This window comes from Brevibacterium sp. 1718 (assembly GCF_051131255.1).
GTDB classification, from domain to species: Bacteria; Actinomycetota; Actinomycetes; order Actinomycetales; family Brevibacteriaceae; genus Brevibacterium; species Brevibacterium sediminis.
Genome location: NZ_CP186550.1, coordinates 1,277,066 through 1,292,190, shown reverse-complemented (window position 1 = coordinate 1,292,190; position 15,125 = coordinate 1,277,066). Strand labels below are relative to the sequence as shown.

The window sequence follows — 15,125 nt, the reverse complement described above, 5'->3', positions numbered from 1 at the left end:
TCAGGAGCCGTCGATGTCTGTCATATGGTCGAAGACTTTGGTGAAGATCCGCCCCAGGGTCTCCATCTCCTCGGGGTCGAGGAGATCGACGAGGTGGCTGCGGACTCCAGCGACATGGTCGGGGGCCGCAGCCCGCAGCAGCTGCCATCCGGCCTCGGTCATCACGCAGTTGACCCCTCGGCCGTCCTCGGGGATGGCGGAGCGCTCGAGCAGTCCGCGCTTCTCCATTCGGGCGACGCTGTGGGTCAGTCGTGATCGGGACATCGTCGTATCGGTGGCCAGCAGCGCCATCCGCATCGTCCGGTCGTCGTGTTCGGACAGACGCACTAGGATCTCGTATTCGGGCAGACCGATGCCGTGCTTCTCACGCAGCTCCTTGTCCAGCTGTGTGCTGAGCAGCTGAGAGCCGTTGAGGTAGCTGCGCCAGGCCCTCTGGTCAATTGCCGACAGCCAGCGAGGCTCGGTCATCACCGGCCTCCGTCGGCACTGCGCTTGGTCAGATGGCCTGCGGCCTCGGACTGGAGGCGCTGGGCGACCTCGGTTGCCCAATAGGTGAGGATCGCATCGGAACCGGCACGTTTGAAAGCGATGAGGGACTCCTCGATCGCCTTCTCCCGGTCGATGGCTCCGGCGGCGGCCGCGAATTCGATCATCGCGTACTCTCCGGACACCTGGTAGGTCCATACGGGCACGATGGATTCCTGGGCCACCTCGGCGAGCACGTCGAGATACGGCAGACCCGGCTTGACCATGACGATGTCGGCGCCTTCGGCCAGGTCGAGGCCGAGTTCGCGCAGCGCCTCGCGACCGTTCGCGGGATCCTGCTGGTAGGTCTTGCGGTCGCCCTTGAGCTCGGAGTCGACGGCTTCGCGGAAGGGACCGTAGAAGGCGGAGGCGTACTTCGCGGTGTAGCCCATGACGACGGTGTCGGTGAATCCGGCGGCGTCGAGGGCTTCCCGGCAGTAAGCGACCTGGCCGTCCATCATGCCTGACAGCCCGAGCACCTCGGCCCCGGCGCGAGCTTGGGCCAGCGCCATCGAGGCGTAGCGGTCGAGGGTGGCGTCGTTGTCGACCGCACCGGCCTCGTCGAGGACTCCGCAGTGGCCGTGGGAGGTGTATTCGTCGAGGCACAGGTCCGCCATGATCACGGTGTCATCGCCGAATTCGCCGGCCAGCAGCGACAGCGCCCGGTTGAGGATGCCGTCGGGGTCATCGGCCTGTGAGCCGATCTCATCCTTGTGTTCGGGGATGCCGAAGAGCATGAGTCCGCCGACTCCGGCCGCCACCGCTTCTCGGGCTGCCTCGACCAGTGAGTCCATCGTGTGCTGGACGACTCCGGGCATTCCGCCCAGCGGCAGAGGTTCGCTCAGGCCCTCCTTGACGAACATCGGCAGGATGAGCTCGGTCGGGTGGAGTCGCACCTCGGAGACGAGGCGACGCAGTGCCGGGGTCGACCGCAGCCGACGGGGACGGACGGTTCCGGGAACCAATGACATGTCAGGCCTTCCTTCTGCGGCGCTTCTGGCTGGGACGCTGCGGGGAGATCCCGGCTTCCACGTCATCGGCGCGCTGGGTGAGTGCGAATTCGACGAGACCGTCGATGAGAGAGGTGAGGTTGGCTTCCTCGGCAAGGACGTCGACGCGCAGTCCGTGTTCGGCTGCAGTGTTCGCCGTTGCCGGGCCGATGCAGCAGATCACCGAGGTGGGGGCGGGTTTGCCGGCGATGCCGACGAGGTTGCGCACCGTCGATGAGGAGGTGAAGAGGAAGGCGTCGAAGTCTCCGGCCTTGATCGACTCGCGGATCGGAGCCGGCGGCGGAGAGGCGCGCACGGTGCGGTAGGCGGTGACGTCGTCGGGGTCCCACCCCTTCTCCAGCAGTCCGGCCACAAGCACCTCGGTGGCGATATCGGCACGAGGCAGGAGGACCGTGTTCATCGGGTCGATGTCATCGACGAAGTCCGGCCAGGCCGCGGCCAGCCCGCGTGCGGAGTGCTCCCCGTCGGGGACGAGGTCGGGGGTGATCCCCCAGTCGACCAGCGCTGCCGCGGTGCGACCGCCCACGGCGGCGACCTTGACGCCGGCCATCGAACGGGAATCGAGTCCGAAGTCTTCGAACCACATGCGCACGGCACGCACGGCGTTCACCGAGGTGAAGCCGACCCATTCGTAGGATCCGTCGACGAGGCCGCGGATCGCCTTCTCCATCTGGGTCGGGGTGCGCGGCGGCTGCACGGCGATGGTCGGCACCACAGTGCCGACGGCGCCGAGCTCGGCCAGGGCTTCGGCGGTGGATGTGCCCTGTTCCTTCGTCCGCGGGATGAGCACCTGCCAGCCGAAGAGCGGTTTGGATTCGAACCAGCTGAGCTCTCCTCTGGATTCCACTCCCTGCCCCATGATCACCACCATACGATCCGAACCTGTCTGCGCCATGGACAGCGCCTGCTGCAAAGTCGTCTCCACGCTCGTCTGCTCGATGGTGGAGATCCCCCACCCGAGGAGGACTTTCGTGTCCTCGTCCCAGCCGTCGGCGAGCAGGGCCTCGACGGCCTGTTCGTGGGCAGCTGCGCTGCCGGTGAGCACGTGGGTCGTGTTCCGGTGGCGAGAGACGTCGACATGGGTCTGCGGTCCTGCTTCGATGAAGCGCACCGACCGGACGCGGTTGGTCGTCAGAGCCGTTCCGGTGTAGGCAGCCGTCGAGGCGGAGAGTCCCACTCCGGGCACGATTTCGACCTCGACCTGTTCCTTGCGGCAGACTCCGGCTTCCGCTGTCGTGGTGGTGAAGATGATTCCGTCGTCCGAGCTCAGCCGCACCACGGTCTTGTCCGGGCGGGCGAGTTCGGCCATGCGGCGACCTCGGGTCGAGGCGGCGACTCCGAGGTCGGCGGCATCGATGAGCGTTGCGGCCTGCGGCACATAGGCGGTGACGATCTCCGAGTGCACATCGGCGTCATAGACGACGGTTTCGGCGGTGGCGAGGATCTCGGCGCCGCGCATCGTCATCAGACCCGATTCGCCGGGCCCGCTGCCGATGAAGACGACGCGCGGAGCAGCCGGCAGGAGTCGGCGCGGCTGCACCTGGCCCGTTGTCGGTTCGCTGTTCATCCCTGCTCCTGAGCCTTGACGGGGGTGAGGTGTTCGGCGCTGGCGGCCGGGTCGATGCCGAGGCGTCCCAGCAGATCCTCGGCCGCTGCGGTGCCGAGTTCGTCGGCGATACGGGCGAGTTCCTTCGCGGTCACCGACAGCTGCTGCTCGCCGGTGCTGCTCCAGTCGACGTCGAGCAGGGCGGGCAGCTCGGTGCTCTGACGCGTGCGGGCGAGCTTTCCGTCATCATCGGCCATCACGGCGTCGACGATGAACTCGGTGCCCTCGATCTTCGCCAGCGCGCCGATCGGAGCCGAGCAGCCGGCTTCGGCACGGGAGAGGATCGCGCGCTCGCAGGTCACGGCGAGGTCGGTCGTCTGGTCGTGGATCCGGCGCAGAGCCGCCCGCACCTCGGCGTCGCTGTCGAGGATGTCCGCAGTGGTGGCGAAGGCGCTGTCGGCGCTGCGAGTCTCGACCGCCAAGGCTCCCTGGCCCGGGGCCGGGAGCATGACATCGAAGTTGAGCGAATCGGTGGCCTCGGCCAGCCGCCCGATGCGACGCACTCCGGCGGCGGCGAGGACGACTGCATCGAGGCGCCCGTCGCGGACATGGGCGATTCGGGTGTCGACGTTTCCGCGCACTCCGCGGACCTCGATATCGGGACGTGCGGCACGAAGCTGAACGGCACGTCGCGGCGAACCGGTGCCGATGACGGACCCGGAGGGCAGGTCGTTCAGGCTCAGTCCGTCGCGGCCGATGAGGACGTCGGCCGGGTCGACGCGCGGTGGGATGGCTGCCATCTGGATTCCCACCTCGGGGGTGGTGGGCAGGTCCTTGAGCGAGTGCACGGCCAGATCGATCTTGCCCTGGTGGAGGGCCTGTCGGACGGCGGAGACGAAGACTCCGGTGCCGCCGAAACCGGCCAGGGGCGACATATTGACATCGCCCTCGGTGACGACCTCGACGATCTCGACGCGCCAGCCGGTCAGAGCCGCGATCTGGTGGGCGATCGCCGTGGACTGGGACCGAGCCAGCTGTGACCGGCGGGTGCCCAGACGCACGGTGCGGCCGGTGAAGTGTTCGGGTTCGACGATGTCGAGGGTGTGATCGGCGACTGGGCGGATGCCGTCGGCCTCGACATGATGCGCGCTGGCGGCCTTCGCGACCTTCGTCTCCGGAGCGGTCTTGGCGTGGGCGACTTTGTTGACCGGCAGGTCGAAGAGCTGCATGAGAGCCTGGGCGTAGTCGACCTCGGATTCGGTCACCGCGAGTTCCTTGACCTTCACGGTCGGGGTGTGGATGAGCTTCTCCGCCACCCGGTGCAGGGATTTGCGGATCTCTGCGAACGCCTTCTCGTCGACGGAGTCGCCGAGCTTCTTCTCCAGGCGCTGTGTCTCGGAGGCGAGCACATCTTTGGCATGGGAGCGCAGAGCGGTCACGGTCGGAGCGACCGAGCGCTCCTTGTTGCCGGTGGCGATGTTCTCCAGCTCGGCGGCGATGATGGCGCGGACTTCGTCGATGGTGCCGGCGACCTTCGCATCGCTTTCCTTATCGGAGCCGCGCAGCAGTTCGCGGATCTCGCCGAGGCCGAAGAGGGCGACATGTTCGAACTCGCGGACGCTGGGGTCGATGTCGTGCGGCAGGGCGAGGTCGATGAACGCCTTGTTCGCCGCGCCCTTGGGGTTCTGCGAGAGTCCGGCGACGATGTCGTCGCGGCTGACGACGACTCCGCGGGCACCGGTGCAGGAGACGATGAGGTCGGCGTCGGCGATCTCCTCGGCCATGATGCGCGGGGTGAGTTCGCGGGCACGTCCGCCCACCTCGGCGACGAGGCGTTCGGCCTTGTCGAGCGTCCGGTTGAGCACGGTGATGTGGGCGACGCCTTCCTTGTGCAGCCCGGACACGACGAGCCCCGACATGGCTCCGGCGCCGATGACGAGTGCATTCGCTGCACGCAGGGACCCGATGTGCGCGGCCGATGCCTCGATGCCTGCACCGAACAGGGATCGTGCGACGTCTCCGAGGTCGGTCTCCGAATGGGCGCGCTTGCCCACACGCAGCGCCTGCTGCAGCGCCTGGGAGAGTTCGGAGGTCAGTGCCTTGTCCGACTGCGATTCCGTGAACGCCGTCCGGAGCTGACCGAGGATCTGGGCTTCGCCGATGGCCATGGAGTCGAGTCCACAGGCGACCTTGAGCAGGTGCTCCATGGCCTGGTGGTCGTAGTGGGCGTAGAAGTGCCCGGCGATATCTGACCATTCTTTGTCGATCGACGACACGAGCGCGTTGCCGAGGTCGGCCAGTCCCCCGTGGAAGGCGGAGACGTCGGCGATGAGTTCGAGGCGATTGCACGTCGAGAGCACGGCGAGTCCCTCGATGTTCTCTCCGGCCAGGGCGTCCCGTCGCAGAGTGCCGACCTCACCGGCGCCGAAGGCCATTCGATCGAGCATGTCGATCGGAGCCGACTGATGTGAAATGCCGAGAACCAAGAGAGTCAATTCCTGTGCTCCTCAAAACCAGGGTTGAGCGGTGCCGTGTCCAGCGCCGAATAGTATGCGAGTACTTGCAGCTCACTGGCCAAGTCGACTTGATGGACACGCACGGTATCCGGTGCGTCGAGCACGGTGGGTGAGAAGTTGAGAATGCCGCGCACACCTGCTTCGACGGCCTTCTGGGCCGCCGCGGGTGCCGCGGCTGCGGGGACGGCCATGACCACCAGGTCGATGTGTTCGGACCAGGAGGGAAGGTCGTCCAGGGAAGAGACGGTCAGGGCACCGATGGAGGTGCCGATCTTCTCCTCGTCGATGTCGAAGACGGCGGTCAGACGCAGGCCGCGCCGACGGAATCCGGCGTAGTCGGCCAGTGCCGAGCCGAGACGTCCGGCGCCGATGATGGCGACGCGGCGGTCGCGGTCGAGGCCGAGGAAAGTCCGCAGCGTCGCGGCCAGCTCCGGACAGGAGTAGCCGACCCCACGGGTTCCCGATCGTCCCAGCTGGGACAGGTCTTTGCGCAGAATCGACGGGGACACACCGCTGCGGGCGGCAAGGTCCTCCGACGAAACTGTGTCCTGGCCGGTGGCGGCAATCGTCTCGACGGTCTGCAGATAGATCGGGAGTCGGGATATCACGCGCTCGGGTACGTCCTTGCGAACGACACCCTCAATCCTGTTGGCGGACAGAATCTCGCCCACGAATCCGCCTCACTCCTTCAATCGATCTCATGCGCCCAAGGCGTCAAGCGCCTTGGACAGCCGATCCCTATCGACTCGATGAAAACTGTGTTGTCGCCCGTTGAGGAGAACGACCGGAACGTCCCAGCCGTACTGCGCGGCCAGATCGTCATCCGTATCGATGTCGATCTCGGTCACGGTCACATCTCTGCCTGCAGCCACCTCGGTGACGGTCTGCAGCGCATCAGCGCACAGATGGCAGTCGACACGTGTGAGAAAGGTCAGATCGACCATGGCTCACTCCTCATCGGGTGCAACAAACCCCGCCGAGAAATCACTCGAGCGGGGGCGTAGGACCGTTGGGTCTTACTTCTTGTTGCGACGCTGGTGACGTGTCTTGCGAAGCTGCTTGCGGTGCTTCTTCTTCGACATACGCTTGCGGCGCTTCTTGATGACTGAGCCCACTCGGGTACCCCTTGTGCTTGTCGGTGGAGGGTGAACATCAGGTGCCCACCCATTGAACTAACCGTGCAATTCTATCGCTTGGCCGCCTGCTTTCCCAAAACTGTGTCCAGATCCACAACGGCGGTGCCAGGCGATCCGCGCGGACGCGGGGATCGGGTTCGGCCCGGGTGGCGTGCACGGCAGGGCCGGACTCGCGTTCGGCTGGGTCGACGGGCGTCGACCGATCTCGCTCAGTCGAAGCAGCCCCCGCTCAGTCGAAGTAGGGGTCGAGTGCGAAGAAAGGGAAGATGTTCTTCCGAGTGCCCATCACGGCGCGGTCGAGTTCGACTTCGGGGTCGAACCCCTTCGACCATGGTTCGAACGCCCCGTCGAAGCCGTCGGTCATCGACAGCGGCGCCTCGCGCCCGGTCTTCGTCTGCGCGTAGGAGGCCCAGCGTCCGGGGATCCGGGCTCCGGGATCGATATCGCGGCCGGCGGCGACGGCCAGCAGGTTCGTCCATGCGCGGGGCACGACGTCGATGATCGCGTAGCCCCCTCCCCCGACGGACAGCCAGCGTCCATCGGCATGGTCGACGGCGAGGTCGCGGATGCGTTCGGCGGCGATGCGCATCGCGTCGACGCTCAGGCGCATATGGGTCAGCGGGTCTGCCCGGTGACCGTCGCACCCGTGCTGGGAGACGACGACCTGAGGTTCGAAGGCGGCGACGACCTGCGGGACGGTGGCGTCGAAGGCGCGCAGCCAGTCCGCGTCGCCCGTGCGCGGGGGCAGGGCGATATTCACCGCCGAGGCGGCCGCCTTGAGTCCCCCGATATCGGCGGGGAATCCGGTGCCGGGGAAGAGGAACTTCCCCGATTCGTGGATCGAGATCGTGAGCACTCGCGGGTCGTCCCAGAAGAACGTCTCGACACCGTCACCGTGGTGGGCGTCGATGTCGACGTAGACGATGCGCTCGTATCCGGCGTCGAGGAATTCGGTGATCGCTCCGGCCACGTCGTTGTAGACGCAGAACCCGCTGGCCTTGCCGGGCATCGCGTGGTGCATTCCGCCGCAGAAGTTCACCGCGCGCCGAAAGTCCCCGGAGATGATCGCGTTCGCGGCGTTGACGCTGCCTTGGAACAGCAGCGCCGAGGCGGTGTGCATATTCTCGAACCCGGGAACATCCTCGGTGCCGATTCCGTATCTGTTCGCGTCCTGCTCCTCGAGGCCCTCCTCGGTGCCGGCCTGCTTGACCGCGGCGATGTAGTCGGGGTCGTGGAGGCGGGCGAGCTTCGCCTCGTCGATCTCACCGATGGGATTGATGTGGACGTTGTCTGCGTCGAAGAGTCCGAAGTCCTCGGCGAGCTTCGCTGTCAGGTCGAGCCTGAGAGGGTGCATGGGGTGGCTGGGACCGAAGTTGTAACCGGTCACTTCGTCGTCCCAAACGACATACACATCATTTTCGGCCATGCCCACCATGCTATATGGCACAGCTCACTTGCGCCGATTCCGGGGCCAACGGCTCTACCATGGTGCTTGTGTCCAAGAATTCCTCGCCGCGCTTCGATCGGCTGCTGAAGCCGGGCCGGTGGGTCCGTGACTTCGTCGACGACCTCGCCGTGGCCTCACCGGCACGATTGGCGATCGGGTCCTTCGTCGCCGTCGTCGCGGTGTTCGCGATCCTGCTGATGCTGCCGGCGAGCATGCGCGACCCCGGTTCGGTCGATCAGGCCACGCACATCGCGAACTCGGTGTTCGTGGCGGTCTCGGCCGTGTGTGTGACCGGACTGACCCCGGTCGTCACGGAGGAGTACTGGTCGGACTTCGGGATCTCGGTCATCACCGCCGGCATCCAGGTCGGCGGTCTCGGAATCCTCACCCTCGCCTCGGTGCTGGGCATGGCGGTCTCCAGGAGGCTGGGAGTCCGGCAGCGCCTGATCGCTCAGCAGGCCACCTCGGCGCTCAATCTGGGTCAGGTCGGCTCGCTGCTCAAGACAGTGGTCATCACCATCTTCACCGCCGAGTCGATCCTCGCGGTGCTGCTGTTCCCACGGTTCCTCATCCGCGGGGAATCGCTCGGCGACTCCATCTGGTACTCGGTGTTCTACTCGATCTCGGCGTTCAACAACGCCGGTTTCACCATCCACGAAGGCGGGGCGGCGTACTTCGCCTCGGATCCGTGGATTCTGTCCCTGCTCATGGCGGGGGTGTTCGTCGGGTCGCTGGGGTTCCCCGTCGTGCTCATGGTCGCGATGTTCTGGAACCGGCCCAGCCGCTGGGATCTCCATACGAAGCTGACATTGACGACCACGACGACGGTGCTGGCGATCGGTCTGCTCCTGTTGGCGCTGTTCGAGTCGGCGAACCCGGCGACCCTGGGCGATAAGAATGCCGGCCATACCTTCGTCGAAGTGCTGTTCATGGCGGTCATGCCCCGGTCCGGCGGCTTCGCGACGATGGAGGTCGCGGACATGAGCCAGGCGTCGCATCTGCTCATGGACCTCATGATGTTCATCGGCGGCGGTTCGTCGTCGACAGCAGGCGGAATCAAGGTGACGACGGTGGCCGTGCTTGTCCTCGCTGCGTATGCCGAGGCCAGGGGTCTGCAGGACGTGCACGTGTTCGGTCGGCGGCTGACGTCGTCGACGATCAAACTGTCGATCTCGATTCTGCTCACCGGTGCGATGATCGTCTTCATCGGCACCCTGACGATGCTGCAGATCAGTGCGGAACCGCTCGATCGGGTGCTGTTCGAGGTGATCTCCGCCTTCGGCACCGTGGGTCTGAGCTCCGGGGTGTCGGCGACCTCGCCGGATTCGGGACTCTATGTTCTGTCGGTGATCATGCTCATCGGTCGACTCGGTACGATTACACTGGCGGCTGCACTGTCTATGCAGGATTCGGTGCGCCTGTACCGCTACCCCGAGGAAAGGCCGGTCGTTGGCTAACGAACACACTTCAATCCTGGTCATCGGACTGGGGCGTTTCGGGTCCTCGACCGCGGCGACTCTTGCCCGCCTGGGGCGCGAGGTCATGGCCATCGAGCACAACCCCGAGCTCGTCAAGGATTGGAGCGGCAAACTCACGCACGTCGTCGAAGCCGATTCGACGAACATCGACGCACTGCGGCAGGTCGGTGCCGGTGACTTCTCGACTGCCGTCGTCGGGATCGGAACCTCGATCGAAGACAGCGTGCTCACGACCGCCAACCTCGTCGACCTGGGCGTTTCGCAGGTGTGGGCGAAGGCGATCTCGCCGTCGCACGGCAAGATCCTCCACCGCATCGGCGCCCACCATGTGCTCTACCCGGAGTCGGACGCAGGTCGCCGCGTCGCCCACCTGGTCAGCTCCAGGATGATGGAGTACATCGAGTTCGATGAGGGCCATTTCGCCGTGGTGAAGATGCGGCCGCCGCGGGAGATCCAGGGCTTCACTCTCAGCGAGTCCGGTGTCCGCGACAAGTACGGAGTGACGATCGTGGGCATCAAGAGCCCCGGCCGCGACTTCACCTACGCCGATCCGACGACCCGCGTGGGCAAACAGGATCTGCTCATCGTCGCCGGTCACGTCGAGCTGCTCGGCCGCTTCGCCGGCCGCCCGTAGGCTGCGAAGCGGTGCCAGAGGTAACCGCGGGTTCAAAGCGTGAATGCAGTGACTTCGATCGGGGCATCTGCATTTCGAAGCAGTTGGCGCACCGGTCAGGTCCGACACCACCGCGGCGGCACACGCTGCGAGCGGCGATCACCCCGCATCGTGGGTCTCGGATCGCTGGCATAGCCAGTGTGGGTGCGCGGTATGAGAGCGGGCGACGGGAATCGAACCCGCGTCGTCGGCTTGGGAAGCCGAAGCTTTACCATTAAGCTACGCCCGCGCGTCGCCACCGAATTCGAACTGTTCGCCCAGGCAGGGCCCGGTGCGATCATGCCGTGGTCAGCGACTCGGACCAGTCTACAGCGTCTGGCCCGAGGTGCATCCGACATTCGCGGGTTCAAAGTGTAAAAGCAGTGACTTCGGTCGGGGCATCTGCATTTTCAAGCAGTTGGTGCCGTGGTTGGGTGCGAGCTCAGGAACGCACCCGTGGGGCGATGAACTCCCTCAGGTGCGGTGCCTGCCCGAAGAGTTTGGTCGCGCATTCTTCAAGGTGAGTCACCTCGGTGAAGTTGAGACGAACGATTCGGTAGCCCAGCTCCAGCAACCGGTTGTACTGACGAACCTCTTTGCGCATCAGCCGCACTCCGTTGTCGGCATATTTGGAGAAGCCGTCAACGAGAACGATCGTCCGCGATTCTCTGTGCAGAAAGTCCACACGAGCGATGACTGCGCGCCCATCCCAGATCCTGGCCTGCTGACTGAATCCGGTCAGCCTCAGCTGCGTGAGGTTGTACGCGAAGCGACTCTCTCCGTAACTCTCCGACAGCGGACCGATCGCCGACAGCAAGCGCTGCGCTCTCACCTGGCCTTTCGACAGTCGGCCCAGCACGGGCAGGAAATCCTCGGCGATTCGGCGCTCGGCCAATGCCAGCGTGTCCGGTGGGTAACCGAACCTGGCCGCTGCGTCCGCTCCTGCGTCGGAACCGAATACCGATCTGCGCAAACACGACTCCAGCACGGCGAAGCCCTCCGGTTCACCGAGTTGGCCGATGAGGTCGAACGCGGTGCGGATGGGCGAGGTGAGCGCCATCTTGCCGATACGGACGACGTCCTCATCAGGAATGGTCTTGGAGGTCCTCGACACATCGGCACTGCTGTGCCGCCTCGTCGGATGAGCGATGAAGACCTTCCCCCGAGGCGGTCGATGCAGCGGAAGGTCATGGACGAATGCGGCGGAGACTCCCCAGATCACGTCGTCAAATCGGTAGTGCGGGTACGAAGCCACTCGCAGCTTCTCGAACATGTCGAGGAGTTCGAAACGAGGCCTCCCCGACTCCGGGTCGGTCTGCTCGACGACTCTGTGCATCCACGCTTCGTCCGTGATGAACTCCGCTATCGCACCATGTCTGGGATTCGAGCAGCGGGCGATGACAGAATACATCCCTTGAGTGAGTGCCAAAAGGCAGCAGTCTTTGGCGCCACGGATGCATCTGCTCTGCACCCCACGCGCCCTGAGTTCACTGGTGCGGACCACGTTGTACATGCGGCAAGACTGTCGCTGCGAATGAGACTCCGACAAGGCCTCCTCAACCGCCTGTGGAATCGCCCTCGGCATCCACACCCATAAGACGTCCGAGTCCGCATGCTGTCAACAGTCCACGGCGTTTGAGTCAGCGGCGCCTCCGCACCCGCGTGGTACTCGATTGCAGCCGAGTTCTCAGCGCAAGCGTGCGTGCGCCGAGATGGTCACGACGCGGCCATAACGCTGCGGTATCCACAACCGCGTGTTCGAAGTGCATGCGTGCTGATCGGAATCGGGTCGTCTGCACTTCGAACACGCGGATGGCGGAATGGGTCAGTGCTCGACAGCCTCCTCGGCGCCGAATCCGGTATGGGCACGGACGTCCATTTCGGCGGCCAGCTCGGGACTCTCCACCGTTCGATCCGTCACCGAGGCGATCCACCCGAGGATGAAGCCGAGCGGGATCGAGATGATGCCGGGGTTCGACAGCGGGAAGATCGCGAAGTCGGCACCGGGGATCATCGCGGTCTCGGAGCCGGAGACGACCGGCGAGAAGGCGATGAGCACCATCGCCGAGATCAGTCCGCCGTAGATCGACCACACCGCACCGCGAGTGGTGAAGCGCTTCCAGAACAGCGAGTACACGATCGTGGGCAGGTTCGCGCTGGCGGCGACGGCGAAGGCCAGCGCCACAAGAAATGCGATGTTCTGCCCCTGCACTCCGATGCCGCCGATGATCGCGACCGCACCGATGACGACGACGGTGCGACGGGCGATCTTGACCTCCGCCTCGGAGTCTTCGACCTTGCCCTTCTTGATGACGTTTGCGTAGATATCGTGAGCGAACGAGGCCGCCGCGGTGATCGCCAGGCCCGCCACCACCGCGAGGATCGTGGCGAACGCGACCGCGGAGATGAAGCCCATGAGCAGCGGCCCGCCAAGCTGAAGCGCCAGGAGCGGAGCCGCGGAGTTCACGCCGCCAGGAGCGTTCTTGATCGCGTCGGCGCCGACGAGTGCGGCCGCACCATAGCCGAGCACGAGGGTGAAGAGGTAGAACGCACCGATGAGCCAGATCGCCCACACCACGGATCGGCGAGCTTCCTTAGCCGTGGGGACGGTGTAGAAGCGCATGAGCACGTGGGGCAGACCCGCCGTGCCCAGCACGAGCGCCAGTGCCAGGGAGATGAAGTCGAGCGGATTCTCGCCGTACTGCAGACCCGGGTTGAGGACGCCTTCCCCGACTCCTTCGGCTGCGTTGTCCACGGCCGAGGCCAGCAGGGTCGAGAGGTTGAAGCCGTTGAGTGCGAGCACCCAGATGGTCATGGCGAAAGCACCGGCGATGAGCAGAATCGCCTTGACGATCTGCACCCAGGTGGTGCCCTTCATTCCGCCGACGAGAACGTAGATGATCATCAGCGCGCCGACGACGGCGATGACCAGCGACTGGCCGACCTTGCCGTCGATCCCCATGAGCAGAGACACGAGCCCGCCGGCACCGGCCATCTGCGCGAGCAGGTAGAAGAAGCAGACCGCCAGGGTCGACAGGGCTGCTGCCATGCGTACGGGGCGCTGTTTGAGGCGGAAGGACAGCACGTCGGCCATGGTGAATTTGCCGGTGTTGCGCATGAGTTCGGCGACGATGAGCAGAGCGACGAGCCAGGCGACGAGGAAGCCGATCGAGTAGAGGAATCCGTCGTAGCCGTTGACGGCGATCGCACCGCAGATGCCGAGGAAGGATGCGGCAGAGAGGTAGTCACCGGCGATGGCGAAGCCGTTCTGCGGTCCGGTGAACGACCGGCCACCCGCATAGTAGTCCGAGGCGGATCTGTTGTTGCGGCTGGCCCGCAGAACGATGAACATCGTGACCGCGACGAATGCGGCGAAGATCGTGATGTTGAGGACCGGGTTGTTCTCCACCTCGGTGGTCGCTGCGCTGAGGAGGTCGACTCCCGAAGCGACGAAGTCTCCGATTGCCAGAGTGCTCATGAGCGGTGTCCTTCCGATTCGGCCTGCAGTCGTTCACGGATCGCCTCCGCGGGAGGGTCGAGCTTCTTGTTGGCGAACGAGACGTAGAACATCGTGATCGCGAAGGTCGTCACGAACTGCAGCAGCCCGAATACGAGTCCGATGTTGATCTCCCCCACGACCTTCGTCGACATGAAGTCGTGGGCGTACGTGCTGAGGATGACGTAGAGGAAGTACCAGACGAGGAACGCGATCGACAGCGGGATCACCACCGAGAAGCGCTTGCGTTTGAGGGCCTTGAACTCCGGCTTCTCCTCCTCTGCGAGGAAGTCAACACCGGTGTTGACAGGGTCAGTCATTCTTTCTCCTTTGAATGGGCAGAACATCAGTGTCCTGAATCACATGACCCAAAGGTAACGTTCAGCATGCGCTAGGGAATACCACCGAAAGTTGGTAGCTTGTTCACATGAATGCGCACGCCAAGGAAACGCGGGCACTCAAGGTCGAGACCCGTCGCCTATTCGTCGAAGCCGTCGATTCCCTGCACCAGAGCGGCACCGGTGACGTCGTCTTCGGAGGCATGGTCGAAGAGGATTCGGTCGCGGTCGAAGCCGTCGCCGGCGCCGACAAGGACCTGCTCTCGACCCTCATCGTCAGCACAGGGCGCGGCCTAGGCGGTCGGGCCATGACCGAAGGCACTCCGCAACTGACCCGCGACTATGAGATCGACCCGCTCATCACCCACCATTACGACGAGGAGGTGCTCGGCGAGGGCATCCGCGTCCTCGTCGCCGTGCCGACTCTGCACGGCGGTGAGGTCACCGGTATGGTCTACTGCGGCCACCGCGCGGACTACAACGCCGCCGCCCCGCAGACGGGAGACCTCGTCAGACGGGTACGACAGCTTTCGGTCGATCTCGCTCGACTCGGATACCGGCAGGAACCGCGCGGCCCTGTCAAGGAGGAACCGCTCTACCCGGATCTGGATCCCTCGGGACGCGAAGCTCTCCGGCACACCTATGCCGAGCTTAGGGCGATCCGCTCCGGGATCGTCGATGAGGAGACCAGGGAGAAGCTCACCGGCATCGAGGCGCGCCTGGCCGATATTCTCTCCGGACACAATCCGGAGAGCTTCCAGACGCCGGTACCCGCAGTCAGGCTGTCGCCGAGGGAGACCGACATCCTCTCGCATGTTGCCTTGGGATGGCCGAATGCCCGCATCGCCGAGGCGCTGTCGCTGCGCGAGTCGACGGTGAAGTCCTATCTCAATACGGCGATGGTCAAGCTCTCGGCACGGACCCGGCATGAGGCCGTGTCGATCGCCCGCTCGTCCCACGTCCTCCCCTGAACAGGGAGAT

General features: G+C 65.0%; 14 protein-coding genes and 1 tRNA gene. 3 read left to right on the top strand and 12 right to left on the bottom strand.

The genetic code is table 11. From position 1 onward, the window contains the following. The 8 genes from ACOZ9V_RS05610 to ACOZ9V_RS05575 all read right to left on the bottom strand — a co-directional run bounded on the left by ACOZ9V_RS05610 (position 1) and on the right by ACOZ9V_RS05575 (position 8,159). Positions 1-468, bottom strand: a complete 468-nt coding sequence (locus tag ACOZ9V_RS05610) for a MarR family winged helix-turn-helix transcriptional regulator (protein WP_181271822.1) — start codon at positions 466-468, stop codon at positions 1-3. Then, positions 468-1,496: a porphobilinogen synthase gene (hemB, locus tag ACOZ9V_RS05605; protein WP_181271823.1), complete on the bottom strand. Its 1,029-nt coding sequence runs from the start codon at positions 1,494-1,496 to the stop codon at positions 468-470. Before hemB ends, ACOZ9V_RS05610 begins: the two co-directional genes overlap by 1 nt. A 1-nt stretch (position 1,497) precedes the next feature. Then, positions 1,498-3,102: a uroporphyrinogen-III synthase gene (locus tag ACOZ9V_RS05600; protein ID WP_434594339.1), complete on the bottom strand. Its 1,605-nt coding sequence runs from the start codon at positions 3,100-3,102 to the stop codon at positions 1,498-1,500. Then, entirely contained in the window at positions 3,099-5,576 is a 2,478-nt protein-coding gene (gene hemA / locus ACOZ9V_RS05595; protein WP_259357110.1) for a glutamyl-tRNA reductase, read from the bottom strand. The genes ACOZ9V_RS05600 and hemA overlap by 4 nt, the downstream gene beginning before the upstream one ends. Next, positions 5,573-6,268, bottom strand: coding sequence for a redox-sensing transcriptional repressor Rex (locus ACOZ9V_RS05590; protein ID WP_434594336.1), 696 nt, complete (start codon positions 6,266-6,268; stop codon positions 5,573-5,575). Before ACOZ9V_RS05590 ends, hemA begins: the two co-directional genes overlap by 4 nt. A 27-nt stretch (positions 6,269-6,295) precedes the next feature. After that, positions 6,296-6,541 (bottom strand): glutaredoxin family protein, encoded by a 246-nt coding sequence (locus ACOZ9V_RS05585; RefSeq protein WP_172173720.1) that lies wholly within the window; start codon positions 6,539-6,541, stop codon positions 6,296-6,298. A 72-nt stretch (positions 6,542-6,613) separates the two neighbouring features. Beyond that, positions 6,614-6,712 (bottom strand): 30S ribosomal protein bS22, encoded by a 99-nt coding sequence (locus tag ACOZ9V_RS05580; RefSeq protein WP_009882927.1) that lies wholly within the window; start codon positions 6,710-6,712, stop codon positions 6,614-6,616. A gap of 250 nt (positions 6,713-6,962) precedes the next feature. Next, on the bottom strand, positions 6,963-8,159 hold the full coding sequence (locus ACOZ9V_RS05575) for an acetoin utilization protein AcuC (RefSeq protein WP_434594332.1): 1,197 nt from the start codon (positions 8,157-8,159) through the stop codon (positions 6,963-6,965). A 59-nt stretch (positions 8,160-8,218) separates the two neighbouring features. Here ACOZ9V_RS05575 and ACOZ9V_RS05570 point away from each other — a divergent pair, with 59 nt between their 5' ends. Together ACOZ9V_RS05570 and ACOZ9V_RS05565 are read left to right on the top strand one after the other, a co-directional pair. Continuing rightward, positions 8,219-9,637: a TrkH family potassium uptake protein gene (locus tag ACOZ9V_RS05570; protein WP_434595356.1), complete on the top strand. Its 1,419-nt coding sequence runs from the start codon at positions 8,219-8,221 to the stop codon at positions 9,635-9,637. Continuing rightward, positions 9,630-10,292 (top strand): potassium channel family protein, encoded by a 663-nt coding sequence (locus tag ACOZ9V_RS05565; protein WP_101546810.1) that lies wholly within the window; start codon positions 9,630-9,632, stop codon positions 10,290-10,292. The genes ACOZ9V_RS05570 and ACOZ9V_RS05565 overlap by 8 nt, the downstream gene beginning before the upstream one ends. Before the next feature lie 197 nt (positions 10,293-10,489). On the opposite strand, the gene ACOZ9V_RS05560 is transcribed toward ACOZ9V_RS05565, so the two are convergent. From ACOZ9V_RS05560 to ACOZ9V_RS05545, 4 genes are all read right to left on the bottom strand, one after another. After that, positions 10,490-10,560 (bottom strand) — tRNA-Gly (locus ACOZ9V_RS05560). A gap of 192 nt (positions 10,561-10,752) precedes the next feature. Then, positions 10,753-11,721, bottom strand: coding sequence for a hypothetical protein (locus ACOZ9V_RS05555; RefSeq protein ID WP_434594328.1), 969 nt, complete (start codon positions 11,719-11,721; stop codon positions 10,753-10,755). 414 nt (positions 11,722-12,135) lie between these two features. After that, positions 12,136-13,788 (bottom strand): solute symporter family protein, encoded by a 1,653-nt coding sequence (locus ACOZ9V_RS05550; protein ID WP_172173732.1) that lies wholly within the window; start codon positions 13,786-13,788, stop codon positions 12,136-12,138. Beyond that, positions 13,785-14,126, bottom strand: coding sequence for a DUF485 domain-containing protein (locus ACOZ9V_RS05545; protein ID WP_139468617.1), 342 nt, complete (start codon positions 14,124-14,126; stop codon positions 13,785-13,787). The genes ACOZ9V_RS05550 and ACOZ9V_RS05545 overlap by 4 nt, the downstream gene beginning before the upstream one ends. A gap of 107 nt (positions 14,127-14,233) precedes the next feature. On the opposite strand from ACOZ9V_RS05545, the gene ACOZ9V_RS05540 reads away from it, so the two are divergent. Continuing rightward, positions 14,234-15,115 (top strand): helix-turn-helix transcriptional regulator, encoded by an 882-nt coding sequence (locus ACOZ9V_RS05540; protein ID WP_139907255.1) that lies wholly within the window; start codon positions 14,234-14,236, stop codon positions 15,113-15,115. Positions 15,116-15,125 lie beyond the last annotated feature (10 nt).

Coding starts and splice junctions, on each gene's coding strand:
- ACOZ9V_RS05610 (WP_181271822.1), bottom strand. CDS start 468: ATGACCGAGCCTCGCTGGCTGTCGGCAATTGACCAGAGGGCCTGGCGC.
- hemB (WP_181271823.1), bottom strand. CDS start 1,496: ATGTCATTGGTTCCCGGAACCGTCCGTCCCCGTCGGCTGCGGTCGACC.
- ACOZ9V_RS05600 (WP_434594339.1), bottom strand. CDS start 3,102: ATGAACAGCGAACCGACAACGGGCCAGGTGCAGCCGCGCCGACTCCTG.
- ACOZ9V_RS05585 (WP_172173720.1), bottom strand. CDS start 6,541: ATGGTCGATCTGACCTTTCTCACACGTGTCGACTGCCATCTGTGCGCT.
- ACOZ9V_RS05575 (WP_434594332.1), bottom strand. CDS start 8,159: ATGGCCGAAAATGATGTGTATGTCGTTTGGGACGACGAAGTGACCGGT.
- ACOZ9V_RS05570 (WP_434595356.1), top strand. CDS start 8,219: ATGGTGCTTGTGTCCAAGAATTCCTCGCCGCGCTTCGATCGGCTGCTG.
- ACOZ9V_RS05555 (WP_434594328.1), bottom strand. CDS start 11,721: ATGTATTCTGTCATCGCCCGCTGCTCGAATCCCAGACATGGTGCGATA.
- ACOZ9V_RS05550 (WP_172173732.1), bottom strand. CDS start 13,788: ATGAGCACTCTGGCAATCGGAGACTTCGTCGCTTCGGGAGTCGACCTC.
- ACOZ9V_RS05545 (WP_139468617.1), bottom strand. CDS start 14,126: ATGACTGACCCTGTCAACACCGGTGTTGACTTCCTCGCAGAGGAGGAG.
- ACOZ9V_RS05540 (WP_139907255.1), top strand. CDS start 14,234: ATGAATGCGCACGCCAAGGAAACGCGGGCACTCAAGGTCGAGACCCGT.